A 25723-nucleotide genomic window follows, 5' to 3' on the forward strand; every position below is an offset into this window, starting at 1 on the left:
GCCTTTGGTCAGGTTGGGCCGTTGAAGGCGAAAACCAGAGGACATGACATGATGTCGCACCGCCTGACCGCATTCGTCGCCATCGCCGCCCTGACCGGCGCTGCAGCCTGCTCTCGCACCGACCCCGAACAGCCCACCGCGCCGGTCGAGCCAGCGGCTGTCCCTGCATCCGATGCGCCCTCGATCGGTTATGCCTGCGAAAGCGGCGCGACGCTTCAGGTCCAGTATGTCGACAGCGACAACGCCAAGCTGACCCATCAGAACCAGACCTATGCCTTGCGTTCGGTGCAGGCCGCCAGCGGCGCGCGCTATGTCGGCGGCGGGGTGGAATGGTGGACGGCGACGCGCGATGGCCAAGAGAGCGGCACGCTGAGCCGACTGGGGCCGGACGGCACGACCAGCGTCGCGGTTCTGGAGCGCTGCTCGCGACCGATCCCCGGCGTTGATGCGACGCCCGGACCGCTGCCGACGCCGGGTCAGACGCCGACTGAGGCGACCGGCGGGGTCTTGCCGGCTGCGCTGCCCTGCAAGGGGCCGCAACTGACGCTGGCGGCAGGCGACGGCGATGCGGGTGCGGGAAATCGGGTCAGCAACTTCAGTCTTCAGAATATCGGAACCCAGGCCTGCAGCCTGACCGGCTATCCGACAGTGACCTTGCAGGACGCGCGCGGACGCACCTTGTCGTCCATCCGCGCCGAACAGAGTCCCGGAAGCTATTTCCGCCAAGGCCAGGCCCCGACGCCGGTCCAACTGGCGCCCCGCGCCAAGGCCTATTTCGAAATGGCCTGGAGCGTCGTGCCCAATGAAGCCATGCAAAAGACGTGTCCCGACGCGGCCACGCTAAAGGTCACGGCACCCAGCGATACCGCCGCCGTCAGCCTGCCGTTCTCGTTCAGCCCCTGCGGCGGCCGCATCCGCGTCAGTCCGATCCGGGCCGAGGCCAACCCGGCGCCGGCGACCTGAGGCGGGTGGAAACCGATCGAAAATCGGCGTAGGTCGCGGCCCATGACCCAGAGCTTCTACGACCGCGTCGCCGGCGAACTGTCCGAGATCGACGCCCAGGGCCTGACCAAGCCCGAACGCATCATCGCCTCGCGCCAGGGGCCTGTGATCCAGGTCGCCGGCCGCGACGTGCTGAACTTCTGCGCCAACAACTATCTTGGCCTGGCCGGCGACGAGCGCGTGACCCAGGCCGGAATGGCGGCGCAAGCGAAGTGGGGCGCAGGCACCGCGTCCGTGCGTTTCATCTGCGGCACGCTGGAGATCCACAAGGAACTGGAAGCGGCCATCGCCGGCTATCTTGGTTTCGAGGACGCCATCCTGTTCGCCGCCGCGTTCGACGCCAACGGCGGTCTGTTCGAGCCGCTGCTGGGCGAAAACGACGCCATTGTCTCCGACAGTCTGAACCACGCCTCGATCATCGACGGGGTGCGGCTGTGCAAGGCCAAACGCTATCGCTTCGCCAACTCCGACATGGACGATTTGGAAAGCCGGCTGAAGGAGGCCCGCGCGGCGGGCGCGCGTGAGATCATCATCGCCACCGACGGCGCCTTCTCGATGGACGGCTATATCGCCAAGCTGGACGAGATCCGGGCGCTGGCCGACAAATATGACGCCCTGATCATGGTGGACGACTGCCACGCGACGGGCTTTTTGGGCCCGCAAGGCAAGGGCTCGTTCGCACATCACGGTGTCGAGGTGGATTTCGTCACCGGCACCTTCGGCAAAGCCCTGGGCGGCGCCATGGGCGGCTTCATCTGCGCCAAGAAGTCGGTGGTCGAACTGCTGAAACAGCGTGCGCGGCCCTATCTGTTCTCTAACGCCCTGGCGCCGGCTGTGTGCGGGTCCAGCCTGGAGGCGATCCGCATCGCACAAGGCGCCGAGGGCGATGCGTTGCGCACCCGCCTGTCGGCCAACGCTCATCGCTATCGCGGGGCCATGTCGGACGCGGGCTTCACCCTGCTGGACGGCGAACATCCGATCATCCCTGTCATGCTGAGCGACGCCAAACTGGCGCAAGATTTCGCGGCGCGGGCGTTGGAGCTGGGCGTCTATGTGATCGGGTTCTCGTTCCCCGTAGTGCCGCGCGGCCAGGCCCGCATCCGCACACAGATGTCGGCCGCCCATACCTTCGACCAGATCGACCGTACGGTCGAAGTGTTCACCCAGGCGGGCCGGGAGCTGGGCGTCATTTAGCCCCTTTCGCGCGCCATCGACGAAAGCCAAGCGGTGAGGAGGCGTGGGGCCTCGGCTGCGGGTTTCGGGATGAACCCGGAGCCGTGATTTTAGGGAGTTGAGACTATGACCGACACGATGAAGGCCCTGGCCAAGACCGCGCCCGGCGTCGGCCTGGAACTGATCGACGCGCCGATCCCCGAGGCGGGACCGGAAGACGTGCTGATCCGGGTGCATCGCACGGCCGTCTGCGGCACCGACATCCACATCTGGAACTGGGACGAGTGGTCCCAGAAGAACGTTCCGACCCCGATGATCACCGGCCACGAGTTCGCCGGGGAGATCGTCGCCATCGGCAAGGACGTGGATCGGCCGCTGAAGATCGGCCAGCGCGTCTCGGCCGAGGGCCACGTCATCGACCTGAACTCGGAAGCCGCCCGCGCCGGCCATTTCCACTTGGACCCCAAGACGCGCGGCATTGGCGTGAACCGTCAGGGCGCCTTCGCCGAGTTCGTGGTGGCCCCGGCCTTCAACGTCATCGAGCTGCCAGACGATGTGCCCTATGAGATCGGCTCGATCCTCGATCCGTTCGGCAATGCGGTTCACACGGCCCAGCAGTTCGACCTGCTGGGCGAGGATGTGCTGGTCACCGGCGCCGGCCCGATCGGTATGATGGCCGCCGCTGTTGCCCGCCACGCAGGCGCGCGCACCGTGGTCCTGACCGACATCAACGACTTCCGGCTGGAGCTGGCGCAGAAGGTGGCGCCGGGCGTTCGCACCGTGAATACGACCAAGGAAGACATCCACGATGTCATGAAGGAACTGGGCCTGAAGGTTGGCTTCGACGTGGCGCTGGAGATGTCGGGCTCGCCCATCGCCTTCAAACAGTGCGTCGACACCCTGATCATGGGCGGCGGCATGGCGCTGCTGGGCATTCCTGGCAAGCCGATGGAAACCGACTGGGGCGCGATCATTCTGAAGGCCCTGACCATCAAGGGCGTCTATGGCCGCGAGATGTTCACCACCTGGCGCAAGATGCTGGGCCTGCTGAAAGCCGGCCTGGACCTCAGCCCGCTGATCACGCACCGCCTGGGCTACGCCGACTACCGCGAAGGCTTCGAAGCCATGAAGTCGGGCCAATCGGGCAAGGTCGTGCTGGACTGGGACAAGGCGGCCTGAGAGACGAATGCTGCTGATCAGACAGCCAGCAGCTGTTTGATCAGCGCCTTTTCGAACCCCTTGGTCTCCGCGCCCGGCAAGGCGTTGCCGATTTCACCACTTTCGAACAGGGCGAAGACCTTGGGGTGGACATAAGAAGCGCGGCAGACGGTGGGGGTGTTGCCCAAGAGGCCGGCGACAGCCTTGACGCAGACGGTGATCTTTCGCTTGGCGTCGGTGGGCGAGGTCGGGGCCTCGGTGTCGCGCAGCGCCCGCGCCGCCGAGACGGTGCCGGCCCAGGTGCGGAAGTCCTTGGCCGAGAACTGCTCGCCCATCGCCTCTCGGATGTAGGCGTTCACGTCGTCGGAATCGACCGGGCACAGCGCGCCGTCGGCCGCGCGGTATTTGAAGAGTTGCTGGCCGGGCAGGCCTTCCAGCTGCCGCACGACCTTGGCTAGGCGCCGGTCTTTGACGCTGACACTGTGGTCTTTGCCGCTCTTGCCTCGAAACTCGAACGTCAGGGCCGCGCCGTCCACATCGATGTGGCGCTTGTGCAGGGTCGTCAGGCCGTAGCTGCGGTTCTGTTTGGCGTAGATTGAGTTGCCGACGCGGATCAGGGTGATCTCTAGCAGGCGCACGGCGGTGGCCAGCACCTTGTCGCGACAGACGCCGCGAAGGGCCAGGTCATGTTCGACCTTGTCGCGCAGTTTCGGCAGGTTGCGCGAGAAGGCGGGCAGCTTGTCGAACTTGTTCTCGGAGCGGGCCGTGCTCCAGTCGTTGTGATAGCGGTATTGTTTGCGGCCCTTCACGTCCCGACCGGTCGCCTGGATATGGCCGTTGGCCTTGGGACAGATCCAGACGTCGGTCCAGGCGGGCGGAATAGCCAGGGCGCGGATGCGGTCCAGGGTCTTGGCATCGGTGACGGTTTTGCCCTTGGCGTCGCGATACGACCAGCCCTTGCCGGCGCGGCGGCGGGTCAGGCCCGCAAACTCGTCGCTGCAATAGCTGAGGCCTTGGGGGACTTCGGCGGCGATGTCGAAGGCGTGCGATCCGTCGGCCATCAGCCGTTCGCCTTTTCGAGGCGGTCATGCAGCCGTTTGATCCAGCGCTCGGCCGGGTCGCCGCCCCACAGCAGCCAGGCGATATAGCCGGCCGAAGGATCGGTGCGGCTGGCCCAGCCCTTGCCGTCCTTGTCCACGGAGTGGCGGGCGAAGTAGCTGTAGATGTCCTTGATGTCCTTGTCCGAGACGGGCTTCTGATGCGCCAACTGATGGGCGCGGCGCACGCCGACCTCGGTGCCGCCCCGGTCGTGCTTGTCGCGCAGATCGAGACCGCGCTTGGCCTGGGTCGCGACGCCCTTAGGCGGCTTGCGTTGCGCGTCGGTGAGGGTCGTTTTGGCGGCCATCGCATCTTTCCGTACAAGGACTTGGGGCGAACGCTGTGTCTGGCGCGCGAGTTCCGCTTGACCGCGCGGGCCGGGCGCGGGACGAGGCGGCATGAACTATCGCCACAGCTTTCACGCCGGAAACTTCGCCGACCTGGTCAAGCACGCCCTGGTGCTGTGGCTGGTGAAGGCGCGGCAGGCGTCGGGGCCGCTGACGGTGTTCGACACCCATGCGGGGGCGGGGCTGTACGATCTGTCAGGCGACGGCGCGCGATCGAAGGAGGCCGAGGCCGGCGTGGCGCGGCTGATGTCCGCCGACGGGCGGACGCCGCTGATGGATGCGCTGGCGGCCGAGGTGGCGGCGCTGAATCCTGAGGGCGGGGCGCGGTTCTATCCGGGGTCGCCGTTGCTGATCGCGGACGCGCTGACGCCCGGCGGTCGCTACGTTGGGTTCGAGTTGAACCCGCCGGTTCGGGCCATGCTGGCCGAGGCGCTGACGGGGCGAGCGAACGCCGAGGCGCGCGAGGGCGACGGCTATGCGGCGGTGGCGGCGGAGGCGGCGACGGTGCGCGGGCCGCTGGTGCTGATCGACCCGCCGTTCGAAAAGCCCGACGATTATATCCGCTCGGCCGAGACCGCGATTTCGGTGGTGAGGCGCGATCCGACGGCGACGGTGGCCATTTGGACGCCGCTGAAGGATCTGGAGACCTTCGACGGCTTTATCCGGCGGCTGCAAGGCAAGGCGGGGCCGACCCTGGTCGCCGAGGCGCGGCTGAGGCCGCTGACCAATCCGATGAAGATGAACGGCTGCGCCATGGTGGTGGTCAATCCGCCGGCGGGCGCGGAAGCGGCTGCGAACGAGATCTGCGGCTGGGTCGCGGGGGCGCTTGGCGAAGCGGGCGGACGGGCCGAGGTCTGGACCTTCTGACCGCGGTCACTAGGTTGATCGCATGACGCGCATCGCCCTTCTGGAAACCGGACACCCGCCGGAGCATCTGAAGGACGATTTCGATGACTATCCGGCGCGGTTCCGGGCCCTGCTGGGCGAGGGCGTGCCGACGACGCGGTTCGACGTGCAGTCGGGGCAACTGCCGGGCGATCCCTCCGCGTTTCAGGGGGCCATCGTCACAGGGTCGGCGGCGGGGGTCTATGACGACCTGCCGTGGATCCCGCAGCTGATCGATTGGCTGAGGGCGGCGCGGGGGCGGACGCGGCTGGTCGGCATCTGTTTCGGGCATCAGGCGCTGGCCCATGCGTTCGGCGGCGTGGTGGAGAAGTCGCCCAAGGGCTGGGGCGTGGGGCTGCACCGCTATGACGTGCGCGAGGATGCGCCGTGGATGCATCCGCGGGCGCGAACGATCGCCATTCCCGTGTCGCACCAGGATCAGGTCGTCGCGGTTTCGGACGATGCGCGGGTGATCGCGTCCAGTGGCTTTACGCCCTACGCCGGTCTGGCCTGGGGCGACGATGCGATCTCGTTCCAGTGTCACCCGGAGTTTCAGCCGGACTATGCGGCGGCCCTGATCGAGGGACGGCGCGGGGCGCGCATCCCGCATGATCTCGCGGATCAGGCGATCGACAGTCTGAAGCGACCCAATGACCGGGCGGTGCTGACCGCTTGGATCCGCGCCTTCCTGCTGCTGACGCCGCCGCCGGTCGAGGATTACGGCAGCGGGATCTAGAGTCCCAGCAGCCGGATCAGCGCCAGCGCCAGCACGACCAAGGAGCCTAGCGACAGGATGACGGCGCCGACGACGCGGCCGCCGGCGCGGGCGACGGCGCGGATGTCGGTTTGCAGACCCAGGGCGGCCATGGCGACGACCGTCAGCAGACTGGAGGCAGCGGCCATGGGCGCCAGTGCGGCCTGCGGGATCAGGTCAAACGAACGCAGGCCGATCATCACCAGGAAGCCTATGATGAACCACGGGAGCAGGCGCGACAGACCGGGCCTTGCGGCGCCGGGCGCGCGGTCGCGGAAGATCAGCGACAGGGCGAGGATGACAGGGCCGAGCATCAGCACTCGCACCAACTTGACCACCGTGCCGGTTTGAGTGGCGACCGCGCCGAAGGGCGCGGCGGCGGCCAGAACCTGCGGCACCGCATAGACGGTCAGACCGGCCAGGGCGCCATATTGCAGGCCGTTCAGATGGATCAGGCCGCCCAGCAGGGGCAGGGCCAGGACCACGATCACGCCGAGCACGGCGGTGAAGGCGATGGAGGCGGCGACCTCTTTCCCGTCGGCGTCGATGACGGGGGCGACGGCGGCGATGGCGGAGTTGCCGCAGATGGCGTTGCCGCAGGCGACCAGCAGGGCCATGCGCGGGTTCAGGCCCAGGGCGCGACCGACGCCGAAACCGACGACGATGGCGAGCGCGACCAGGGCGAAGATGCCCAGGACGAAGCCGACGCCCAGCGACGACAGGGTGGCGGCGCTGACCGAGGCGCCGAGCAGAACCACCGCGACCTCCAGCAGGGTCTTGGCCGAGAAGTCGATCCCGACTTTGAACCGCGTATCGGGCGTCCAGGCGGTGCGGACGGCGGCGCCCAGCAGGATGGCCAGCACCAGCGGCTCCAGCCAGACATGGCCGATCACGTCGCGCTCGATGCTGGTCAGGCCGATGGCCGCCAGCGTGACCAGCAGGCACAGCAGGACGCCGGGCCGGATTTTGCGCGCGAACGCTGTCGTCGACGCCAGTGCGGGGGCGTGAAGCGGGGCGGGCAGGGCGGTGGACTTCATCGCCAAGCGTGATGCGCCTGCCCTCGACGGCGGTCCAACGGATAGTTATGGTCGTTTTGATCCGATCTGGAGATCAGTCGTGACCTTGGAACGCCTGCGCATCTTCGTCGCCGTCGCCGAGCGTGATCACGTGACGGCGGCGGCACGAGCGCTGAACCTGACGCAGTCGGCCGTGTCGAACGCCATCGCCGCTCTGGAGGCCGAGCATGACGTGCGGCTGTTCGATCGGGTCGGGCGTGGCGTGGTGCTGAACGAAACCGGCCGCGCCTTTCTGCCTGAAGCCAAGGCGGTGCTGGCGCGGGCGGCGGCGGCCGAGGCGGCGCTGGCGGACATGAGCGCCCTGCGGCGCGGGCGTCTGGCGGTGTTCGCCAGCCAGACCATCGCCAGCTACTGGCTGCCGCGCCGGCTGGTGGATTTCCATACGGCATATCCGGGCGTCGAACTGGCGGTCGAGATCGGCAATACGCGCGAGGCGGCGCAGGCGGTGCTGAGCGGCACCGCCGAGATCGGCCTGGTCGAGGGGGCTGTGGAAGAACCGGCCCTGTCGCAGGTTCAGGTGGGGTCGGATCGGCTGGCCGTGCTGGTGACGCCGGACCATCCGTGGGCGACGCGACGTCGGCTGGAGGCTAAGGATCTGGCGGGCCAGCCATGGGTGTTGCGCGAAGTCGGATCGGGCACGCGATCGACGCTGGAGGCGGCGGTGCGGGACATGGGGGTCGATCCCGCGACCCTGTCGGTGTCGATGACCCTGCCGTCGAACGAAGCCGTGCTGGCGGCGGCCGAGGTGGGGGCGGGGGCCACGGCCCTGTCGGAAAGCGTGGCCTATGCGTCGGTGGCCGCAGGGCGGCTGGTGACGGCGCCCTTCACCCTGCCCGAGCGACCGTTTCGCCTGTTACGACACCGCGAACGGTATCGCAGTCGGGCCGGTGACGTGTTTGTCGAGGCGATGGGCTAGGGCCACTTCACCACCGGCGGCATGGACGACAGGATCGAATCGACGTTCCCGCCCGTCTTCAGCCCGAACATGGTGCCGCGGTCGTAGAGCAGGTTGAACTCGACGTAGCGGCCCCGGCGGATCAGCTGTTCCTCACGTTCCTCGGCCGTCCAGGGCTCGGCCATGCGGCCGGCGACGATGCGGGGATAGACGTCCAGGAAGGCCAGGCCGATGTCGCGGGTGAAGGCGAAGTCGCGGTCATAGTCGCCGCTGTCGTGATGGTCATAGAAGACCCCGCCTGTGCCGCGCGGCTCCTTGCGGTGGGGCAGATAGAAATACTCGTCGCACCAGGCCTTGTATTTGGCGTGCCAGGTCGGGTCGTGGGCGTCGCAGGCGGCCTGCATGGCCGCGTGGAAGGCGACGGTGTCGGGGTGATCCTGACAACGATCCGCCATCAGCACGGGCGTCAGGTCGCCGCCGCCGCCGAACCAGCTCTTGGTCGTGGCGATGAAGCGCGTGTTCATATGAACGGCTGGAATGCGCGGGCTGACGGGGTGGCAGATCAGGCTGATCCCCGTCGCGAAGAAGCGCGGATCGACGTCGGCGCCGGGCACGTTCTTGGCGTAGTCGGGGGGAAAGGCGCCATGCACCGTCGAGACGTGGACGCCGACCTTTTCGAACAGGCGGCCGTGCATCATGCCCATGACGCCGCCGCCGCCCTCGGGCCGTTCCCATGCGGTGCGGACGAAGCGACCGGGCTCGCCGGGGAACAGGTCGGCGGGGGCGGCATCCTCCAGCGCCTCGAAGGCGGCATGGATGCGGTCGCGCAGATGTTCGAACCAGGCGCGGGTCTCGACCTTCTTCAGGTCGAGCGGATCGGAGAAGACGGCGTCGCTCATGGCGCGCTTGAACCACGTCGCGGCGGCGGCGTCATCCGGACAGGTTGTCATAAGCAGAATCGCGGGCGCTAATGGCTGTCTGCCGTTTTCAGGAAGCCCATTCATGATCCGCCGTCTCGTCTCCGTCGCCGTCGTATCGCTCGCGCTGGGAGGGGTGGCCCACGCTCAGGACGCCGATGAGGCGCGTGTGATGGAGATTCTGAAGACCACGCCGCTGATCGACGGGCACAACGACCTGCCGTGGGCGCTGCGACAGCAATATGGAAACGACGTTTACGCCGTTGATCTGACGAGGAATCTGGCGGCATCGACCAAACTGCATACTGACATCGCGCGCCTGCGGGCCGGGGGCGTCGGAGGGCAGTTCTGGTCCGTCTATGTGCCCGCCAGCCTGACGCCGCTGGAGGCGGTCGAGGAAACCTTTGAGCAGATCGACACGGCCAAGCGCATCATCGCCGCCCATCCCGACACCTTCGGCCTGGCGACCACGGCGGACGAGGTGGATGCGGTGTTCAAGTCGGGCCGGATCGCCAGCCTGATCGGGATGGAGGGCGGCTATTCGATCGACGATTCCCTGGCCCTGCTGCGCGAGTTCTACCGGGCCGGCGCACGCTACATGACCCTGACCCACTCCAAGACCACGACCTGGGCCGACAGCGCGACGGACGCGCCGAAGTGGGGCGGGCTCAGCCCGTTCGGCGAGGCGGTGGTCAAGGAGATGAACCGGCTGGGCATGATGGTCGACCTCAGCCACGTCTCCGAGGAGACGATGCTGGACGCCATGCGCGTGTCCGATGCGCCGGTGATCTTCTCCCATTCGTCGGCGCGGGCGGTCACGGATCATCCGCGCAACGTGCCGGATCGGGTGCTGCGGATGATGCCGCAGGACGGCGGCATCGTAATGATCAACCTGGCCCCCGGCTTCGTGTCCGAGGCGGTGCGGGCCTGGAACGGGGCCAAGGCGGGCGAGGAGGCGCGGCTGAAGACCCTGAACCCCGGCGATCCCGGCGCGGTGGAGGCCGGGCTGACCGCCTGGACCGCCGCCAATCCGACGCCCCAAGCGACGCTGGCCGACGTGGTGGCGCATATTCAGCACGTGCGCGAAGTGGCGGGCATCGACCATGTCGGCCTGGGCGCCGACTTCGACGGCATCGGCAGCCTGCCGGAAGGCATGGGCGGGGTGGACGCCTATCCACGTATCCTGGCGGCCCTGATGGCGGCGGGCTGGACCGAGGCCGCCATCCGCAAGATCGCCGGCGAGAACCTGCTGCGGGTCATGCGGTCGGTCGAGGCCGTCGCGGCGTCAAAGGCCGGCGAGCGGCCGTCGATGGCGCGGCAGGAGCCCGCTTCGGCTCAGAACTGACCGACGGCGCCCGTCTGGCGCAGGCTTTCCCAAAGGGCGATTCCGGCTGTGACCGACAGGTTCAGCGAGCGGGCGTCGGGTCGCAGCGGCACGACGACACGCGCGTCGGCGGCGGCGTGGACGTAGTCGGGGGCGCCGGCGCTTTCCTTGCCGAACAGCAGAGTGTCGTCAGGCTGGAAGATGAAATCGGGCAGGGGCGTCGCGCCCTTGGTCGTAAGCAGCACCAGCCGCCCGGCCGGACGATCCGCCTGGAAGGCCTCCCAATCGGCGTGGCGGGTCATGTGGGACAGTGGGCCGTAGTCGAGGGCCGCGCGCTTCATGGCGCGGTCGTCGAAACGGAAGCCCGTCGGCTCGATCACATGCAAATCGACGCCGAAACAGGCCGACAATCGGATGCAGGCTCCGACGTTCTGAGGAATGTCCGGTTGAAAAAGGGCGAGACGCATTCTAAGGCCTGACATACGCGCGGCGAGGGGGTTTGTCGCGGTCTGTTTGCGAGCGTTTCGCAAGAAACGTCAGCAGCTTGCGTCCAACGCGGCGCAAGTCACGGGCCGTCGGGGATTCCCGGCGTCTTTTGTTGGTTCGTGCCGTGGCTGGGGACGCCCTTGGGGGTCTTCTGCGGCGTTCGAGAGGTGGAAACGTGGCCGAATCGGTCGTGCATACGGAAGACGGTCACAGCCCTGAGGGCGGTGATCCCAATCGTCGGGACTTTATCTACATCGCGGCGGGCGCCGCAGCGGTCGGCGCGGGCGCCATGATCGCCTGGCCGCTGATCAACCAGATGAATCCGGCGGCCGATACGCTGGCGCTGGCGTCGATCGAGTTCGACCTGACCAAGGTTCAGGAAGGTCAGCAGGTCGTCATCAAATGGCAGGGCAAGCCGGTGTTCGTGCGTTACCGCACCCCGGCCGAGCTGCAGAAGGTCATCGCGGACGATCACGCCCCGGACCTGAAACAGCCCCAGACCGACGCCGAGCGCACCAAGCCTGGTCACGAGAAATATTTGGTCGTCATCGGTTCGTGCACGCACCTGGGTTGCGTGCCGACCTTCGGCGCGGGCGATTACGGCGGCTGGTTCTGCCCCTGCCACGGCTCGCACTACGACGCCTCCGGCCGCATTCGTAAGGGGCCGGCGCCCCTGAACCTGGTGGTGCCGGAATACGATTATCTGTCCGACACCCGCGTCAAGATCGGCTGAGGACCAAGGGGGAATCATGAGCGATCACGAGAGCACCTACGTCCCGAAGACGGGCGTCGAGAAGTGGCTGGACACCCGGCTGCCGATCATCCGTTTCGGCGCGGATTACATGTCCCTGCCGACGCCGCGGAACCTGAACTACTGGTGGACCTTCGGCGGGATCCTGGCCCTGTGCCTGATGACGCAGATCGTCACCGGCATCGTCCTGGCCATGCACTATACGCCGAACGTCGACCTGGCCTTCGCCTCGGTCGAGCGCATCATGCGCGACGTCAACGGCGGCTGGCTGATCCGTTATGTCCACGCCAACGGCGCGTCGATGTTCTTCATCGCCGTCTATCTGCACATGCTGCGCGGCCTCTACTACGGCTCGTACAAGGCGCCGCGCGAGATGATCTGGATCATCGGCTGCGTGATCTTCTTCCTGATGATCGCCACCGCCTTCCTGGGCTACGTCCTGCCTTGGGGCCAGATGTCGTTCTGGGGCGCGGAAGTCATCACCAACCTGATCGGCGCCATCCCGGTGCTGGGCGAGCCGATCCTGATCTGGCTGCGCGGCGGCCCGGCGATCGACAATGCGACGCTGAACCGCTTCTTCTCGCTGCACTATCTGCTGCCCTTCGCCATCCTGGGCTGCGTCGTGCTGCACCTCTGGGCGCTGCACTCGGCCGGTCAGAACAACCCGGTCGGCATCCTGATCCCGAAGGATCGGGAGAAGAAGGACACGCTGCCCTTCCACCCGTATTTCACGGTCAAGGACGGCTTTGCGATAATCCTGTTCCTGATCCTGTTCGCCATCTTCGTCTTCTATCAGCCGAACGCTCTGGGCCACGCCGACAACTACATTCCGGCCAACCCGCTGCAGACGCCGGCGCACATTGTGCCCGAGTGGTACATGCTGCCCTTCTACGCGATCCTGCGCGCCATCCCGGACAAGTTCGGCGGCGTGGTGGCGATGTTCAGCGCCATCGGCGTGCTGTTCGTCCTGCCCTGGCTGGATACGTCCAAGGTGCGCTCGATGCGCTATCGCCCGACGATGCGGACCTTCTTCATCATCTTCCTGGTGGTGGGCGTGGGCCTGGGCTGGTGCGGTGGTCAGCTGCCTGACGCGCCGGTGATAGGGTCGTTCAAGACCTTCACCCTGATCGACGGCGACCTGAACTCCTACCTGTGGCTGACGCGGGTCTTCACCCTCTACTACTTCGTATTCTTCCTGATCATCATGCCGTTGGTCGGGTTGAAGGAGCAGCCGCTGCCGATCCCGGCGACGATCTCCGAGCCGGTCCTGACCGGCGCCGGCGCCCTCGAGCACAAGGTCTGAAAATCATGACGATTGGAATGAAGACCGTGTCGTTCAAGACGATCATCGCCTCGGCCGCCATCGCGCTGGGTCTGTTGAGCGCAGCCGCTCCCGCCATGGCGTCGGGCGCCGCCGCCCATCCGCGTTCGGGCGGGTTCAGCTTCGAGGGGCCGTTCGGCACCTATGACCAGGGCCAGCTGCAACGCGGCTACAAGGTCTATCACGAGGTCTGCGCCGCCTGTCACAGCATGAACCTGATGCACTATCGGAACTTGGGCGACCGTCATGGGCCGTTCTGGAATCCGAAGTATCCGAACCCGAACGACAACCCCGTCGTGAAGGCTCTGGCCAAGGAAAACCAGGTCGGCGACATCGACAGCGAGACCGGCGAGGCGATCCAGCGTGACGCCACGCCCGCCGACAAGTTCCGCGCCCCCTATCCCAACGCCACGGCGGCGGCGGCGGGCAATGGCGGCGCCGCGCCGCCCGACCTTTCGGTCATGGCCAAGGCCCGTCACGACGGCGCGAACTACATCTATTCGCTGCTGTCGGGCTACAAGGCCGCGCCGGCCGGCCTGCAGATCCGCGAGGGTCAGCACTACAACCCCTATATGGCCGGCGACCTGACGCCGTTCTGGACGGGCGACCACAAGGACGTTCCGCCCGGCGGCTTCATCGCCATGCCGCCGCCGCTTCAGAACGGTCAGGTGACCTATGACGACGGCTCGCCGCAGACGGTCGATCAATACGCCAAGGACGTCGCGGCCTTCATCGCCTGGACGTCCGAGCCGAAGATGGTCGAGCGCAAGCAGGCCGGTCTGGGCGTGATGATCTATCTGCTGCTGTTCGCCGGCATCACCTATGTCGCCTACCGCCGCATCTGGAAGGGCGTCGCCCACTAAGGGCTACGCTGCGGGATCGAACTCGTAAGCCCGCCAAGGTTCGCCTTGGCGGGCTTTTTCGTTTGCGACGAAAGGTCCGGGACGCAGCATCGACAGGGAGAAGTTCGCCCCCTAGGGTCGCGTATCGTTTCCGGCTGTGGGGCCTTCAGTTCATGCGTCTTGTCTCTTCTTTCGCCGCCGTTCTGTTGGCGAGCGCCGCCTTGTCCGCCTGCGCCACGGCGTCCAATCCTGCTGCGGTTCACACCGTCCCGACTTTCGATGCGGCGCGGATCTCGCAGGACATCAAGACGCTGTCGGACGACAGCTTCGAGGGCAGGGGCATCGCCATACCGGCCGAGGAAAAGGTCATCCGGTATCTGAGCGAAGGCTACGCCGCCGCTGGGTTCGAGCCGGGTGGGCCGAACGGCCAGTGGACGCAGGACGTGATCCTGAACCGCTTTACCCAGTCCAATGTGCGGGCCTCGCTGAAGCTGGGCGACTGGACCCTGCCGATGATGCAAGGCCGCGAGGTCGCCATCTCGACCCGTCGCCCGGCCGAACACGTCAGCCTGAAGGACGCCCCGCTGGTCTTCGTCGGCTATGGCATCAATGCGCCCGAGCGGCAGTGGAACGACTTCAAGGGCCAGGACCTGCGAGGCAAGATCCTGGTGGTGCTGGTCAATGACGCCGACTTCGAGGAGCCGGCGCTGAACACCTTCGGCGGTAAGGCCATGACCTATTACGGCCGCTGGACCTACAAATACGAAGAAGCGGCCAAACAGGGCGCGGCGGGCGTGCTGATCGTGCACGAGACGGCGCCGGCGTCTTACGGCTGGCAGACGGTCGCCAACTCCTGGGGCGTGTCGCAGTTCGACATCCTGCGCCAAAATGCGGCGGCGGAGCGCGTGCCGATGGAGGGCTGGATCCAGCGTGACGTGGCGGTCGACCTGTTCCGTCGCGCGGGTCTGGATTTCGACGCGCTGAAGGTCCAGGCGCGCAGCCGTGACTTCCAGCCGGTCGCCTTGCCCGGCGCATCCTTCTCGACCGAGTTCGACGTGGCCACCAATCAGGTCACCAGCCACAACGTCATCGCCCGCCTGCCGGGCGCGACTCATCCGGACGAGACGATCCTCTATACCGCCCACTGGGATCACATCGGCATGGGCGAGCCGGATGCGACCGGCGACCGCATCTTCAACGGGGCGGTGGACAATGCCTCGGGCACGGCGGGGCTGCTGGAACTGGCGCGCATGTTCGGTCGCGCGCCGCGCACCGAGCGCTCGATCGTGATGATCAGCTTCACCGGCGAGGAAAGCGGCCTGCTGGGCTCGGAATACTATGCGGTGAACCCGGTCTATCCGCTGGCCAAGACGGTGGGCGGGTTCAACATGGACTCCATGAACGTCTATGGCCGCGTCACGGGGCTGGGCGTCACCGGATATGGCCAGTCGGACTTCGACGAGCGTCTGGCGGCGGCGGCCCAGCCGCAAGGGCGAGCACTGGTCCCGGACTACGAGAATGCGGCCGGCACCTATTACCGTTCGGACCACTTCCCGCTGGCCAAGCGCGGCGTGCCGATGGCCTATGCCGGCAGCCGGGGCGAATTCCGCGACGAGCCGATCGCCGCGCGCGAGGCGGCGCGGTCGGAATACGGCGCCAAACGCTATCACCAGGCGGCGGACGAATGGTCGCCCGACTGGGACTACAGCGGCATGATCGAGGACCTGACCGTCTTCTACGATGTCGGTCGCGCCCTGGCGAACGGTCGCGACTGGCCGCAGTGGAAGTCGGGCTCAGAGTTCGCGCCGGTGCGCGCCACGACCGCGTCCGAACGCCGCTAGTCTTTTTACAAATCGAGATGGGGCGGAGAGGGATCTCCGCCCCTTTGCCATTCCGCCTGTCGAGTCAGTTCAATGATCCATCGCCGTTCACCCCTCATCGCCCTCGCGGCGCTTGCACTCGCCGCCTGCGCGACGACGCCGGTCGCATCTCCGGCGCCGAAGCTGGACGCTTTCGCCGTGGCCTCGGCCGCGACGCCTCAGTTCAGCGCCCAGCGCCTGTCGGACCACATCAAATATCTGGCGTCGGACGAGTTGGAGGGGCGGTTTCCCGGCCTGATCGGCGAACGGCTGACCCTGGCCTATCTGCAGGCGCAGTATGAGGCGATGGGGCTGGAGCCGGGCGGGCGCGACGGATTGTGGCTGCAGCCCGTCGATCTGGTGCGGTTCACGCCGGAGCGGGCGCCGACGGCGTCCTGGACCGGGGCGGACGGCGTGTCGCATCCGCTGGTTTCCGGGACGGACATCACCCTGCGGGCCGGGTCGGCGGAACCTGTCGTGACGGCCGAGGCGCCACTGGTTTTCGCCGGTTACGGCATTTCGGGGCCGACATGGGAAGACTATGGCAATGCGGACCTGACCGGCAAGGTCGTGGTCATTCTGCGCGGCCAGCCGACGGTGATGGGCGAGGATCCCAACTTCTACGGCTCGACCACGCACAAGACCCAGGAGGCGCTGAAGCGCGGAGCCGTGGGCGTCATCACGCTTCAGGACCAGGACAACCGCTGGCGTCGCGCCGTGGGCGGGGCGACGCGGCCGCAGATGACGGTCAAGGGCGCGCAGGACCCGCGTTTTAGCGGATCCATCAACATGGCCACGGCGACGGCGATCGGCGGCGCGCCCCTGGAAGCCGCCGTCGAGCGGGCGAAGACGACCGCCTTGGGGGGCGTTCTGGATCTGGGCGCACGGCTCAGCGTTGATATCGTCGAGACCACCGAGGTCATCCACTCCAACAACCTGCTGGCCAAGATCCCCGGCACCGAGCGGCCTGACGAATACGTCTTCTATTCCGCCCACTGGGATCACGTCGGCAAGGCCCGGACGCCCAATGCCGAGGGCGACGACATCTTCAACGGCGCCTGGGACAATGCATCGGGGACGGCCGGTCTGATCGAGATGGCGCGGGCGTTCAAGGCTGGACCGGCGCCGAAGCGCACCGTGGTCTTCCTGCACGTCACGGCCGAGGAGCAGGGGCTGCTGGGGTCGGAGGCCTATGCCGCCGATCCGGTCTATCCGCTGGCCAAGACGGCGGCGGACATCAACATCGACATGCTGCCCTTCACGCCAGCGACGCGCGACGTGGCGGTGTTCGGCGTCGGCAAGTCAGAGCTGGAGGACATCCTGGGCCGGTTTGCGGCCGTGCAGGGGCGGGTGGTGACGGGCGACGGCTATCCGGAGGAAGGCTTCTACTATCGCTCCGACCACTTCAACTTCGCGGCCGGCGGGGTGCCGGCCCTGATGCCGTGGACGGGCCGCGATTTCGTCGAGGGCGGGATCGAGGCGGGCAAGCTCTATTACGAGGGCGCGATGGCCAAATATTATCACAAGCTGACCGATGAATGGCGGGCCGACTACGACTTCACGGCCGCCTTGCAGAACCTGGACCTGCTGTATCGGCTGGGGCTGACGGTGGCCGACAGCGAGAGCTGGCCTGCGTGGAAGCCGACGGCCGAGTTCAACGCCATCCGCGACCGCACGGCCGATCAGAGGCGCTAGGCCTCAGGCCGCGCCGAACGGATAGGGGCTGACGGACTTGGACCAGTCATCGACCGCCAGCGGGCGGTCGATGGGGGCGGCGGCGCGTTCGGCGCAGGGGTGACGGTGACACAGGCGGCAGGCCGGGCCGATGGGCGTGACCTCGGGGTTCTGCAGGTCGATGCCGTGGGCGTAGGCCAAGCGATGCGCGTGACGCAGTTCGCAACCCAGGCCGACGGCGAGGTCGTGGCGCTCATCATAACCGTCGTGGCCTTGCCGCTCGACCGTGCGGGCGAAGGTGAACCAGCGGGCGCCGTCTGGAGTCTCGATGATCTGGGTGACGATGCGGCCCGGCGTGCGGAAGGCCGAATGCAGCCGCCAGCGCGGGCAGGCGCCGCCGAAACGCGAGAAGGGAAAGGCGCCCGCCGCATAGCGTTTGGAGATGTTGCCCGCCTGATCGACCCGCATCAGGAAGAAGGGCACGCCGCGCGCGGTGGGGCGTGACAGGGTGGTCAGGCGGTGCGCGGCCTGTTCGTAGCTGACGCCGAACCGGGCCTGGAGCCGAGCCAGATCATAGCGCGTTTCTTCCGCCGCCCGTTGGAAGGGGGCGTAGGGCATAAGGGTCGCGGCGGCGAGGGTGTTGGTCAGGGCGACCTTCAGCAGCGATCGAGTGGGCGCGTCCGGGGCGTTCGCGGCCTCTGCCAGCGCGTTGAGCGCCGGTCCTTGCTCGGCCAGGGCCAGTTGATAGGCGATGGCGAAGGCGCGTGAGGACGGCCCCAGGGTTTCCGACAGCAACAGCCGGCGGCGGTGCAGGTCGTAGCGGCGGGTCCATTCCACCATGACCTCGGCCGGCAGGGTGCGGACGCCCAGATCGTGCAGGGCCGCCAGCCGATGACGGGCGGCGGGTTCGAAGCCGTCGGCGTGGGCGGGCACCTCGGCGGACAGGGCATCGGACAGGGCCTCGCCCATCTGGTCCAGTTCGGGAAAATGGTTGCCGCGCGACTGGATGTATTCGCGCACCCATTCGGCCGGGCTGGTCTCGATCGGGCTTTCGCCCGTCTCGGCGGCGGCGCGGGCACGCGTGCGGCCGTCGTCGAAGGCCTGATAGAGGCGCAGCAGGGCGTCGGCCACACCGGGCGCCTCTTCCAACAGCTGCACCAGTTCATGCCGGGGGGCGGACAAACCCTTAAACAGCGGGTCGGTCAGGATCTCCGTGAGACGCGCCTCATCCGCCGCGCCACCCTGATTCAGGGCGCGCAGATCGACGTCATAGGTGTCCGCCAGTCGCAGCAGCAGCTGAGCTGAAACCGGACGCTGGTTGCGTTCTATGTGATTGAGATAGCTTGGAGAAACGTCCAGGTCGGCAGCCATGGCGGTCTGGGTCAGCCCCAGATCGCGCCGCAGCCGCTTGAGCCGGGCGCCCAGAAACAGCTTGCGGTCAGCGGCGGTGTTCATCACCGCACGATGTCACAACGTGACCGAATAGGCAACGTCATAGTATGACAAGATGACTTCGTTGATGGGGTTCGGTCTGTATCAGTTTTGACCGGTGCGTGTTCTTGTCTCCGAGACGGCGGCTGCGGCCGCGCCCTTCAGAGACCGAGTTTGACCATGACCACCTTCGCCGATCTGGTGCCTTCGCCCGCCGGCCGTTTCGACGGCATCGAGCGTCCCTACACCCCAGAAGACGTCCTGCGCCTGCGCGGCTCGGTGCCGATCACCCATACGCTGGCCGAGCGAGGCGCCAACCGCCTGTGGCAATTGCTGCACGACGAGCCCTTTATCAATGCGCTGGGCGCCGTCACCGGAAACCAGGCCATGCAGATGGTCCGCGCGGGCCTGAAGGCCATCTATCTGTCAGGCTGGCAGGTCGCGGCGGACGCAAATACGGCCGGCGCCATGTACCCCGATCAGTCGCTGTACCCGGCCAACGCCGCGCCGGAACTGTGCCGCCGCATCAACCGCACCCTGCAACGCGCCGATCAGATCGAGCATGCCGAGGGCGGCGCCAAGCGTGACTGGTTCGTTCCCATCGTCGCCGACGCGGAAGCCGGTTTCGGCGGGCCGCTGAACAGCTTCGAGATCATGAAGGCCTTCATCGAGGCGGGCGCGGCCGGCGTTCACTTCGAGGACCAGCTGGCCTCGGAAAAGAAGTGCGGCCACCTGGGCGGCAAGGTTCTGATCCCGACCCAGGCGCATGAGCGCAATCTGGTCGCCGCGCGTCTGGCCGCCGACGTCATGGGCACGCCGACCATCACGGTCGCGCGCACGGACGCCGAAAGCGCGCAACTGATCACCTCGGACATCGACGAGCGGGACCAGCCCTTTATCGATCGCGACAACCGCACGCCTGAAGGCTTCTTCCGCCTGAAGGAGGGCACGGGTCTGGATCACTGCATCGCGCGCGGCCTGTCCTACGCCAATATCGCCGACCTGCTGTGGTGGGAGACATCGCATCCGGATCTAGACGACGCCAAGAAGTTCGCGGAAGCCGTGCAGAAGAAGCATCCGGGCAAGCTGATGGCCTACAACTGCTCGCCGTCCTTCAACTGGAAGGCCAAGCTCGACGACGCCACCATCGCCAAGTTCCAGCGCGAGCTGGGCGCCATGGGCTACAAGTTCCAGTTCGTGACCCTGGCCGGTTTCCACAGCCTGAACAACTCGATGTTCGAGCTGGCGGACGGTTATCGCGATCGCGGCATGGCGGCCTATTCCGAGCTGCAACAGCGCGAGTTCGCCAACGAGGCCATCGGCTACACCGCCACGCGTCACCAGCGCGAAGTCGGCACCGGCTATTTCGACCAGGTCGCTACGGTCATCTCCAACGGCACGTCCTCGACGACGGCGCTGAAGGACTCGACCGAGACCGCCCAGTTCACCCACGCGGCTTAACCCGGAAAGGAACCCGCAAATGGAACCGCTGACCCGAACCGAAGCCATCATCGACTTCTGCCTGGCGCCCCTGGCGCTCGACTTCGGCACGGAGGCCGAACGTGAGGTGCGTCGTCGTCTGACTCACGTGCTGAGGACCTATCAATCCAAGACCGCGACGCCCGTCGCCGTGGACTTCTCGTCCATGCCGTCACAAGTCATCAACGAAGCGGCGCACGGTTACGAATAGGCCGATGGCCCAAGAAAAAGGCCCGCTCCGATCGCTCGGAGCGGGCCTTGCTCTGTTCGAAGTGTCGCTTAGCGCGTCGTCGGGCCGGTGTTCAGCGATTGGGTGGTCGCAACCGCCGGGGTCGGAACAGGCGTCGCTTGCGGGACGGTGACCGAGATGGGCGTGCGCGCTGGCGCGGCGCCGGTTTCCTGAGGATCGCCGACGACGATGGTGGTGATCTGCGTCGCCTCGGTGGTGCAGGTCGCCAGGTCGCGGGTGATGTGACGGCCCAGGCAGAAGATGTCCTCGTAGCTGGGGCGCGAGGCGGCCAGGCACTGGAACAGCATCAGCTTGGACATATCCATGCAGAACTCGCTGTTCGGCTCGTGCGTCAGGGCCTCGGTATTGACCCGGGCCTCGTCGCCGCCGGCGCCGAGCGCGCCCAGAGCCGCGATGGCCAGAGAGCGGACGACGGCGGGGGTGTAGGGCGGGCCCTTGCGCGAAGGCTCCAGTCCCAGACCCGTGCCGCTGTTGGCGGCGGCGAACAGGCGGCTCGATTCCTCTGGCGACGGCAGCATCTTCACGGCCGACAGGGTCTTTGCGCTTTCCAGCCGCACTTCGCGGTTCGGAATCGGCGTGATGGCCCAGCGGCGGCGGGGATCGCTGCGGCCCTGGATGGTGTACGCGTCCTGCTCGATCGCCTCGGCGATGGCGCGCATGGCGATGGCGTCCTTGCCGACGGTCGCCGAGATCAGGCCGGCGGCCGCATCGGCGCCGGGCAGGGTGGCGGCGTAGGCCGGATCGGCGACGATCTGGGCGACCATGCGCTGACGCTGCGCCGGATCGATCGCATACTGCTGCACGCCGGCGACGAACTCGGGCGACTGCAGGGCGATGATGGCGCCGTAAGCGATCAGGCCGCGCGACAGCTGGTCGGCGTCATAGGCCGACCCCTTGCGCAGGGCGGCCTGAATCGATTCCGCATCGGGGAAGCCGCCCGGCTGGATCGTCTGGGCTTCACGCAGGAAGGCGACGTAGATCGCGGCGGCGTCCGCCACGCCCTGATTCAGGGACACGGGGGGCGGCTTGCGGGCGGCCAGTTCGGCCGCCAGACGCTGGGCTTCCAGCTCGGCCTTTGAGGGTCCGCTCTCGCAACTGGCGAGCAGGACAGCGGCGGCGAGGGCGGCGGCCGACAGACCGCGGCTCAGTAGGGCCGTTTTCATGGAGACTTCCTCAGGCGAATACGCGCGCAAAAAGCGCCAATACTGTTGGCGCTTATAAGGCGGGCCTTATGGTTAGCCGAAGGTTAATCGAACAGTTTCGATACCGATTCTTCGTTCGCGATCCGTCGGATAGCCTCTCCGACCAGCGGAGCCACGGAAACGGCTCGGATTTTCGGGCAGTTCAAAACTTCGTGGGGTTGCTCGATGGAGTTGGTGATCACCAGCTCCTTCAGCGGACCGTCGGTAATGCGCTGGACGGCGGGGCCGGACAGGACGCCGTGGCTGATGTAGGCCGAAACCTCGGTCGCACCTTGGTCGATCAGGGCCTTGGCGGCGTTGACCAAGGTGCCGCCCGAATCGACGATGTCGTCGAACAGGATGCAGCGGCGGCCCTGCACGTCGCCGATGATGTTCATGACCTCGCTCTCGCCCGCCTTGGGCCGGCGCTTGTCGACGATGGCGAGATCGGCGTCCAGGCGGCTGGCCAGCGAACGCGCGCGCACCACGCCGCCGACGTCGGGCGAGACGATCATCAGGTCGTCGCCGCGGGCGTAGTTTTCCTTGATGTCCTGCGCCAACACGGGGGTCGCGACCAGATTGTCGGTCGGAATGTCGAAGAACCCCTGGATCTGACCGGCGTGCAGATCCATCGTCAGGACGCGGTCGGCGCCGGCGCGGGTAATCAGATTGGCGACCAGCTTGGCCGAAATCGGCGTGCGGCCGCCGGTCTTACGATCCTGACGCGCATAGCCGAAATAGGGGATGACGGCCGTGATCCGCTTCGCCGATGCCCGCACCAGAGCGTCGGTTATGATCAGCAGCTCCATCAGGTTGTCGTTGGCCGGATAGGAGGTCGACTGCAGGATGAAGACGTCCTCGCCGCGGACGTTTTCCTCGATGATGGCGAAGACCTCGTTGTCGGCGAACCGCTTGACCTGGGCCTTGGTCAGGGGCGCATCCAGGTGGTCGGCGATCGCCTGGGACAGTGCGCGGTTGGAGTTGCCTGAGAGCAGCTTCATCGGCCGGTCATCCTTTCGCCGTCATCCGCCCCCCATGAACGGCGGTCGGTTGGCGCGCTCTTTACCAGTGGAGCCGGGCAGGGCAAGTCGTATGCTGAGTTTTCCTCGGCATGGCGCGGCTCGGTTGCGGGTGCTAGAGGTCGCCGCGTTGGTTTCCGGGGAACGGCTTCAGGGCCGTCCTTCACACGTCATGGGGTCGTCCTTGTCCGCTTCTAAGTTCCGTTCCGGCATGGTGCTGATGGCCGCGGCGCTCGCCGCAGTGACGATTTCAGGCTGCGCGGGCAAGAACCGCCCCAAGCTGGCCTATGAGGAACGTCCGGTCGAGGCGCTCTACAACACCGGCTATGATCGGCTGCAGCAGCGCCGCTGGTCCGACGCCGTGGACTATTTCCAGGAAGTCGAACGCCAGCATCCGTATTCGGACTGGGCGCGTCGTTCGATCTTGATGCAGATCTACGCCTACTATCAGAACAACGCTTACGCTGACGCCATCGCGGCGGCCGACCGGTTCATCCAACTGTTCCCCGGCAATCCGTCGGCGTCCTACGCCTTCTACATGAAGGCGGTCTGCAATTTCGAGCAGATCACCGACGTGGGGCGCGATCAGGGTTACGCCACCGCCGCCCTGGCCGGTCTGAAGGATGTCTCGCGCCGCTATCCGGGCACGCCCTATGCCTCGGACGCCGCCGTCAAGATCGACATGGTCAACGACCAGCTGGCCGGCAAGGAAATGAACATCGGCCGTTACTATCAGCGCGCCAACCAGCCGCTGGCGGCCCTGAACCGCTACAAGGCCGTGATCGCCAACCCGGACTTCCAGCGGACCTCGCATACGCCCGAAGCCCTGTATCGCTTGGTCGAGGTCAACCTTCAGCTGGGTCTGAAGGAAGAGGCGACGCGCAACGGCGCAGTGCTGAGCTACAACTATCCGGGCAGCCCCTGGTACGCCGAAGCCTATGCGCTGCTGACCGAAAATGGTCAGACGCCGGACAAGGCGCCCGAGGGCAAGCGCGAAAGCTGGCTGCAGCGGATCATTCCGGGCTGATCACGCGACGGCTTGTGCAATCCGGCGGGGATCGGGATTCTGTCGGTCATGATTCGTTCCGCCGGCGCCTGACGCGATGCTGACCGCCCTTTCCATTCGTGACGTCGTCCTGGTGGACGTGCTCGATCTCGAGGTCGAGAATGGCCTGACCGTGCTGACCGGCGAAACCGGAGCCGGCAAGTCGATCATTCTGGACGCGCTCGGCCTGGCGCTCGGCGGGCGCGGCGATGCAGGCCTGGTGCGCAATGGCGCCAAACAGGCCGTGGCCACCGCCGTGTTTTCGGCTCCCGACGATCCCGATCTGCTGGCCCTGATCGCCGACAAGGGGTTCGACGTGCAGCCGGGGGAAGATTTGATCCTGCGACGGGTGCTGGGCGCCGACGGTCGCAGTCGGGCCTATGTGAATGATCAGCCGGCCGGTGTGACGGCTGTGCGCGAAATCGGCGCGGCCCTGGTCGAGGTGCACGGACAACATGAGACGGTGGGACTGCTGGATTGGCGCACCCACCGCGCGTCGCTGGACGCCTACGGCGGGCTGCAGCCTCAGTTGTCGGCGGTCGCCTCGGCCTCCGCCAAGCTCAAGGCCGCCGAGGCGAAATTGGCCGAGCTGAAGGCGCAGGCGGCGGACGCCGATGCGCGGCGCGAAGAGATCAGCCTGAACCTCTCCGAACTGGATGCGCTGGATCCTCGCGCCGACGAAGAGACGGAACTGGCAGGCGAACGCGCCCTGCTGGGCGCCGCCGAAAAGGCCATCGCCGATCTGGGCGACGCGCGCACTCAGCTTGGCGGCGACAAGCTGAGCCAGAAGCTGGGCGCGGCGTTGAGGGCCGTCGAACATGCGCGCCAGAGGGCAGGGCAAGCGGGCGCCGAGGGCGATCATCCGGTCATCGTCAAACTGTCGGCCGCCGTGGAAGCGATCGACCGCACCATGGTCGAGGCGGCGGAAGCCCTCGCCGCCGTGGACGCCGCCGCCGACGCCTTCGACTATGAGCCCGGCCGTCTGGACAAGGCCGAGGAGCGTCTGTTCGCCTTGCGCGCCGCCGCCCGCAAGCTGCACACCACTGTCGATGCCCTGCCGACCCTGCGCATTCGCCTGCGCGAGCAGCTTCGGCTGATCGAGGATGGCGAGGAGGCGCTTACCAACGCCGGGCGCGAGGCGGCCGAGGCGGCGGAAGCCTATGATCTGGCGGCCACCTTCCTGACTTCGGCGCGGGAAGCCGCCGCCGAGCGGCTGACCGCCGCCGTCATGGGCGAGTTGGGCCCGCTGAAGCTGGAGCGCGCGCGGTTCCGAGTCGCGCTGGAGCCGATCGAGGGCCGACGCGGGCCGGACGGCGTCGAGACGGTGCGCTTCCAGATCGCCACCAACGCCGGAACCGACTTCGGCCCGCTGGACGCCATCGCCTCGGGCGGCGAACTGGCGCGTTTCGCCCTGGCGATGAAGGCCGCCCTAGCAAGCCGTGAGGACATGCGTCAGCCCGTGATGATCTTCGACGAAGTCGATCAAGGCGTCGGCGGCGCGGTGGCCGAAGCCGTCGGTTCACGCCTGAAACGCCTGTCGAACGGCGCCCAGGTCCTGGTCGTGACCCACAGTCCGCAAGTCGCCGCGCGCGGCCATGCCCACTGGAAGGTGATGAAGGCCGACCGCGACGGCCTGACCACCACCACCGTCGTCGCCCTGGATGACCAGCGCCGTCAGGAGGAAATCGCCCGAATGCTGTCCGGCGCCGAGATCACCGACGAAGCACGCGCAGCGGCGCGGGCCTTGATCGGCTGA

The 25723-nt window shown here is 67.0% G+C and carries 24 protein-coding genes; 16 read left to right on the forward strand and 8 right to left on the reverse strand.

Going from position 1 to position 25723, the window contains the following annotated elements:
- The first annotated feature begins 48 nt into the window (after window positions 1-48).
- The 3 genes from ABIC32_RS14325 (at window position 49) to tdh (ending at window position 3354) form a co-directional block, all read left to right on the forward strand.
- Window positions 49-963 carry a DUF4232 domain-containing protein gene (locus ABIC32_RS14325; RefSeq protein WP_354074633.1) on the forward strand — a complete coding sequence of 305 codons (915 nt, stop codon included), beginning with the start codon at window positions 49-51 and terminating at the stop codon, window positions 961-963.
- Window positions 964-1005: 42 nt separating this feature from the next.
- Complete coding sequence (locus ABIC32_RS14330) at window positions 1006-2196, forward strand: glycine C-acetyltransferase (protein WP_354074634.1); 1191 nt, start codon at window positions 1006-1008, stop codon at window positions 2194-2196.
- Between the two features lie 105 nt (window positions 2197-2301).
- Window positions 2302-3354 carry an L-threonine 3-dehydrogenase gene (gene tdh, locus ABIC32_RS14335; RefSeq protein WP_055807997.1) on the forward strand — a complete coding sequence of 351 codons (1053 nt, stop codon included), beginning with the start codon at window positions 2302-2304 and terminating at the stop codon, window positions 3352-3354.
- Window positions 3355-3371: 17 nt separating this feature from the next.
- On the opposite strand, the gene ABIC32_RS14340 is transcribed toward tdh, so the two are convergent.
- Both ABIC32_RS14340 and ABIC32_RS14345 read right to left on the reverse strand, forming a co-directional pair.
- The gene (locus tag ABIC32_RS14340; RefSeq protein WP_354074635.1) at window positions 3372-4394 is read right to left on the reverse strand and encodes a DNA topoisomerase IB; all 1023 of its coding nucleotides are present in this window, start codon (window positions 4392-4394) and stop codon (window positions 3372-3374) included.
- Window positions 4394-4738 carry a hypothetical protein gene (locus ABIC32_RS14345; RefSeq protein WP_354074636.1) on the reverse strand — a complete coding sequence of 115 codons (345 nt, stop codon included), beginning with the start codon at window positions 4736-4738 and terminating at the stop codon, window positions 4394-4396. Before ABIC32_RS14345 ends, ABIC32_RS14340 begins: the two co-directional genes overlap by 1 nt.
- 91 nt (window positions 4739-4829) lie before the next feature.
- Here ABIC32_RS14345 and rlmJ point away from each other — a divergent pair, with 91 nt between their 5' ends.
- A complete protein-coding gene (gene rlmJ / locus ABIC32_RS14350) occupies window positions 4830-5645 on the forward strand; it encodes a 23S rRNA (adenine(2030)-N(6))-methyltransferase RlmJ (RefSeq protein WP_354074637.1) in 816 nt (271 codons plus the stop codon).
- 22 nt (window positions 5646-5667) lie between these two features.
- Window positions 5668-6399, forward strand: a complete 732-nt coding sequence (locus tag ABIC32_RS14355; protein WP_354074638.1) for a glutamine amidotransferase-related protein — start codon at window positions 5668-5670, stop codon at window positions 6397-6399.
- On the opposite strand, the gene ABIC32_RS14360 is transcribed toward ABIC32_RS14355, so the two are convergent.
- Window positions 6396-7454 (reverse strand): YeiH family protein, encoded by a 1059-nt coding sequence (locus tag ABIC32_RS14360; protein ID WP_354074749.1) that lies wholly within the window; start codon window positions 7452-7454, stop codon window positions 6396-6398. The two genes, ABIC32_RS14355 and ABIC32_RS14360, sit on opposite strands and share 4 nt — an antisense overlap.
- Window positions 7455-7533: 79 nt before the next feature.
- Between ABIC32_RS14360 and ABIC32_RS14365 the strand changes: the two genes are divergently transcribed.
- Window positions 7534-8409, forward strand: a complete 876-nt coding sequence (locus tag ABIC32_RS14365; protein WP_354074639.1) for a LysR family transcriptional regulator — start codon at window positions 7534-7536, stop codon at window positions 8407-8409.
- On the opposite strand, the gene hemF is transcribed toward ABIC32_RS14365, so the two are convergent.
- Entirely contained in the window at window positions 8406-9287 is an 882-nt protein-coding gene (gene hemF / locus ABIC32_RS14370) for an oxygen-dependent coproporphyrinogen oxidase (protein WP_354074750.1), read from the reverse strand. The genes ABIC32_RS14365 and hemF overlap by 4 nt on opposite strands.
- Window positions 9288-9390: 103 nt before the next feature.
- On the opposite strand from hemF, the gene ABIC32_RS14375 reads away from it, so the two are divergent.
- Window positions 9391-10650 carry a dipeptidase gene (locus ABIC32_RS14375; protein WP_354074640.1) on the forward strand — a complete coding sequence of 420 codons (1260 nt, stop codon included), beginning with the start codon at window positions 9391-9393 and terminating at the stop codon, window positions 10648-10650.
- Here the strand turns inward: ABIC32_RS14375 and ABIC32_RS14380 are convergent.
- Window positions 10641-11096, reverse strand: coding sequence for a tRNA (cytidine(34)-2'-O)-methyltransferase (locus ABIC32_RS14380; protein WP_354074641.1), 456 nt, complete (start codon window positions 11094-11096; stop codon window positions 10641-10643). The two genes, ABIC32_RS14375 and ABIC32_RS14380, sit on opposite strands and share 10 nt — an antisense overlap.
- Window positions 11097-11290: 194 nt before the next feature.
- Here ABIC32_RS14380 and petA point away from each other — a divergent pair, with 194 nt between their 5' ends.
- The 5 genes from petA to ABIC32_RS14405 all read left to right on the forward strand — a co-directional run bounded on the left by petA (window position 11291) and on the right by ABIC32_RS14405 (window position 17583).
- Window positions 11291-11848, forward strand: a complete 558-nt coding sequence (gene petA, locus ABIC32_RS14385) for a ubiquinol-cytochrome c reductase iron-sulfur subunit (protein WP_045810115.1) — start codon at window positions 11291-11293, stop codon at window positions 11846-11848.
- A 16-nt stretch (window positions 11849-11864) separates the two neighbouring features.
- The gene (locus ABIC32_RS14390) at window positions 11865-13169 is read left to right on the forward strand and encodes a cytochrome b (RefSeq protein WP_354074642.1); all 1305 of its coding nucleotides are present in this window, start codon (window positions 11865-11867) and stop codon (window positions 13167-13169) included.
- A 5-nt stretch (window positions 13170-13174) separates the two neighbouring features.
- Window positions 13175-14050, forward strand: coding sequence for a cytochrome c1 (locus tag ABIC32_RS14395; protein ID WP_200932931.1), 876 nt, complete (start codon window positions 13175-13177; stop codon window positions 14048-14050).
- 152 nt (window positions 14051-14202) lie between these two features.
- Window positions 14203-15870, forward strand: coding sequence for a M28 family metallopeptidase (locus ABIC32_RS14400; protein ID WP_354074643.1), 1668 nt, complete (start codon window positions 14203-14205; stop codon window positions 15868-15870).
- Window positions 15871-15942: 72 nt separating this feature from the next.
- Window positions 15943-17583, forward strand: a complete 1641-nt coding sequence (locus ABIC32_RS14405; RefSeq protein WP_354074644.1) for a M28 family peptidase — start codon at window positions 15943-15945, stop codon at window positions 17581-17583.
- A gap of 3 nt (window positions 17584-17586) precedes the next feature.
- On the opposite strand, the gene ABIC32_RS14410 is transcribed toward ABIC32_RS14405, so the two are convergent.
- Window positions 17587-19017: a helix-turn-helix domain-containing protein gene (locus ABIC32_RS14410; protein ID WP_354074645.1), complete on the reverse strand. Its 1431-nt coding sequence runs from the start codon at window positions 19015-19017 to the stop codon at window positions 17587-17589.
- 156 nt (window positions 19018-19173) lie between these two features.
- Between ABIC32_RS14410 and aceA the strand changes: the two genes are divergently transcribed.
- Window positions 19174-20454: an isocitrate lyase gene (gene aceA / locus ABIC32_RS14415; protein ID WP_055753170.1), complete on the forward strand. Its 1281-nt coding sequence runs from the start codon at window positions 19174-19176 to the stop codon at window positions 20452-20454.
- A 19-nt stretch (window positions 20455-20473) separates the two neighbouring features.
- Window positions 20474-20683: a hypothetical protein gene (locus ABIC32_RS14420; protein WP_354074646.1), complete on the forward strand. Its 210-nt coding sequence runs from the start codon at window positions 20474-20476 to the stop codon at window positions 20681-20683.
- Between the two features lie 68 nt (window positions 20684-20751).
- Here the strand turns inward: ABIC32_RS14420 and ABIC32_RS14425 are convergent, their stop codons facing one another.
- Window positions 20752-21885 carry a hypothetical protein gene (locus tag ABIC32_RS14425; protein ID WP_055753172.1) on the reverse strand — a complete coding sequence of 378 codons (1134 nt, stop codon included), beginning with the start codon at window positions 21883-21885 and terminating at the stop codon, window positions 20752-20754.
- Between the two features lie 83 nt (window positions 21886-21968).
- Window positions 21969-22904: a ribose-phosphate pyrophosphokinase gene (locus tag ABIC32_RS14430; protein WP_039245590.1), complete on the reverse strand. Its 936-nt coding sequence runs from the start codon at window positions 22902-22904 to the stop codon at window positions 21969-21971.
- A 190-nt stretch (window positions 22905-23094) separates the two neighbouring features.
- On the opposite strand from ABIC32_RS14430, the gene ABIC32_RS14435 reads away from it, so the two are divergent.
- Both ABIC32_RS14435 and recN read left to right on the forward strand, forming a co-directional pair.
- Complete coding sequence (locus ABIC32_RS14435) at window positions 23095-23949, forward strand: outer membrane protein assembly factor BamD (protein ID WP_354074647.1); 855 nt, start codon at window positions 23095-23097, stop codon at window positions 23947-23949.
- Between the two features lie 76 nt (window positions 23950-24025).
- A complete protein-coding gene (gene recN, locus ABIC32_RS14440) occupies window positions 24026-25723 on the forward strand; it encodes a DNA repair protein RecN (protein ID WP_313007757.1) in 1698 nt (565 codons plus the stop codon).

It is taken from the genome of Brevundimonas sp. 1080 (genome assembly GCF_040545985.1).
GTDB lineage: Bacteria > Pseudomonadota > Alphaproteobacteria > Caulobacterales > Caulobacteraceae > Brevundimonas.

Coding starts and splice junctions, on each gene's coding strand:
- ABIC32_RS14325 (WP_354074633.1), top strand. CDS start 49: ATGATGTCGCACCGCCTGACCGCATTCGTCGCCATCGCCGCCCTGACC.
- ABIC32_RS14330 (WP_354074634.1), top strand. CDS start 1,006: ATGACCCAGAGCTTCTACGACCGCGTCGCCGGCGAACTGTCCGAGATC.
- tdh (WP_055807997.1), top strand. CDS start 2,302: ATGACCGACACGATGAAGGCCCTGGCCAAGACCGCGCCCGGCGTCGGC.
- ABIC32_RS14340 (WP_354074635.1), bottom strand. CDS start 4,394: ATGGCCGACGGATCGCACGCCTTCGACATCGCCGCCGAAGTCCCCCAA.
- ABIC32_RS14345 (WP_354074636.1), bottom strand. CDS start 4,738: ATGGCCGCCAAAACGACCCTCACCGACGCGCAACGCAAGCCGCCTAAG.
- rlmJ (WP_354074637.1), top strand. CDS start 4,830: ATGAACTATCGCCACAGCTTTCACGCCGGAAACTTCGCCGACCTGGTC.
- ABIC32_RS14355 (WP_354074638.1), top strand. CDS start 5,668: ATGACGCGCATCGCCCTTCTGGAAACCGGACACCCGCCGGAGCATCTG.
- ABIC32_RS14360 (WP_354074749.1), bottom strand. CDS start 7,454: ATGAAGTCCACCGCCCTGCCCGCCCCGCTTCACGCCCCCGCACTGGCG.
- hemF (WP_354074750.1), bottom strand. CDS start 9,287: ATGAGCGACGCCGTCTTCTCCGATCCGCTCGACCTGAAGAAGGTCGAG.
- ABIC32_RS14375 (WP_354074640.1), top strand. CDS start 9,391: ATGATCCGCCGTCTCGTCTCCGTCGCCGTCGTATCGCTCGCGCTGGGA.
- ABIC32_RS14380 (WP_354074641.1), bottom strand. CDS start 11,096: ATGCGTCTCGCCCTTTTTCAACCGGACATTCCTCAGAACGTCGGAGCC.
- ABIC32_RS14390 (WP_354074642.1), top strand. CDS start 11,865: ATGAGCGATCACGAGAGCACCTACGTCCCGAAGACGGGCGTCGAGAAG.
- ABIC32_RS14395 (WP_200932931.1), top strand. CDS start 13,175: ATGACGATTGGAATGAAGACCGTGTCGTTCAAGACGATCATCGCCTCG.
- ABIC32_RS14400 (WP_354074643.1), top strand. CDS start 14,203: ATGCGTCTTGTCTCTTCTTTCGCCGCCGTTCTGTTGGCGAGCGCCGCC.
- ABIC32_RS14405 (WP_354074644.1), top strand. CDS start 15,943: ATGATCCATCGCCGTTCACCCCTCATCGCCCTCGCGGCGCTTGCACTC.
- ABIC32_RS14410 (WP_354074645.1), bottom strand. CDS start 19,017: ATGAACACCGCCGCTGACCGCAAGCTGTTTCTGGGCGCCCGGCTCAAG.
- aceA (WP_055753170.1), top strand. CDS start 19,174: ATGACCACCTTCGCCGATCTGGTGCCTTCGCCCGCCGGCCGTTTCGAC.
- ABIC32_RS14420 (WP_354074646.1), top strand. CDS start 20,474: ATGGAACCGCTGACCCGAACCGAAGCCATCATCGACTTCTGCCTGGCG.
- ABIC32_RS14425 (WP_055753172.1), bottom strand. CDS start 21,885: ATGAAAACGGCCCTACTGAGCCGCGGTCTGTCGGCCGCCGCCCTCGCC.
- ABIC32_RS14430 (WP_039245590.1), bottom strand. CDS start 22,904: ATGAAGCTGCTCTCAGGCAACTCCAACCGCGCACTGTCCCAGGCGATC.
- ABIC32_RS14435 (WP_354074647.1), top strand. CDS start 23,095: ATGGGGTCGTCCTTGTCCGCTTCTAAGTTCCGTTCCGGCATGGTGCTG.
- recN (WP_313007757.1), top strand. CDS start 24,026: ATGCTGACCGCCCTTTCCATTCGTGACGTCGTCCTGGTGGACGTGCTC.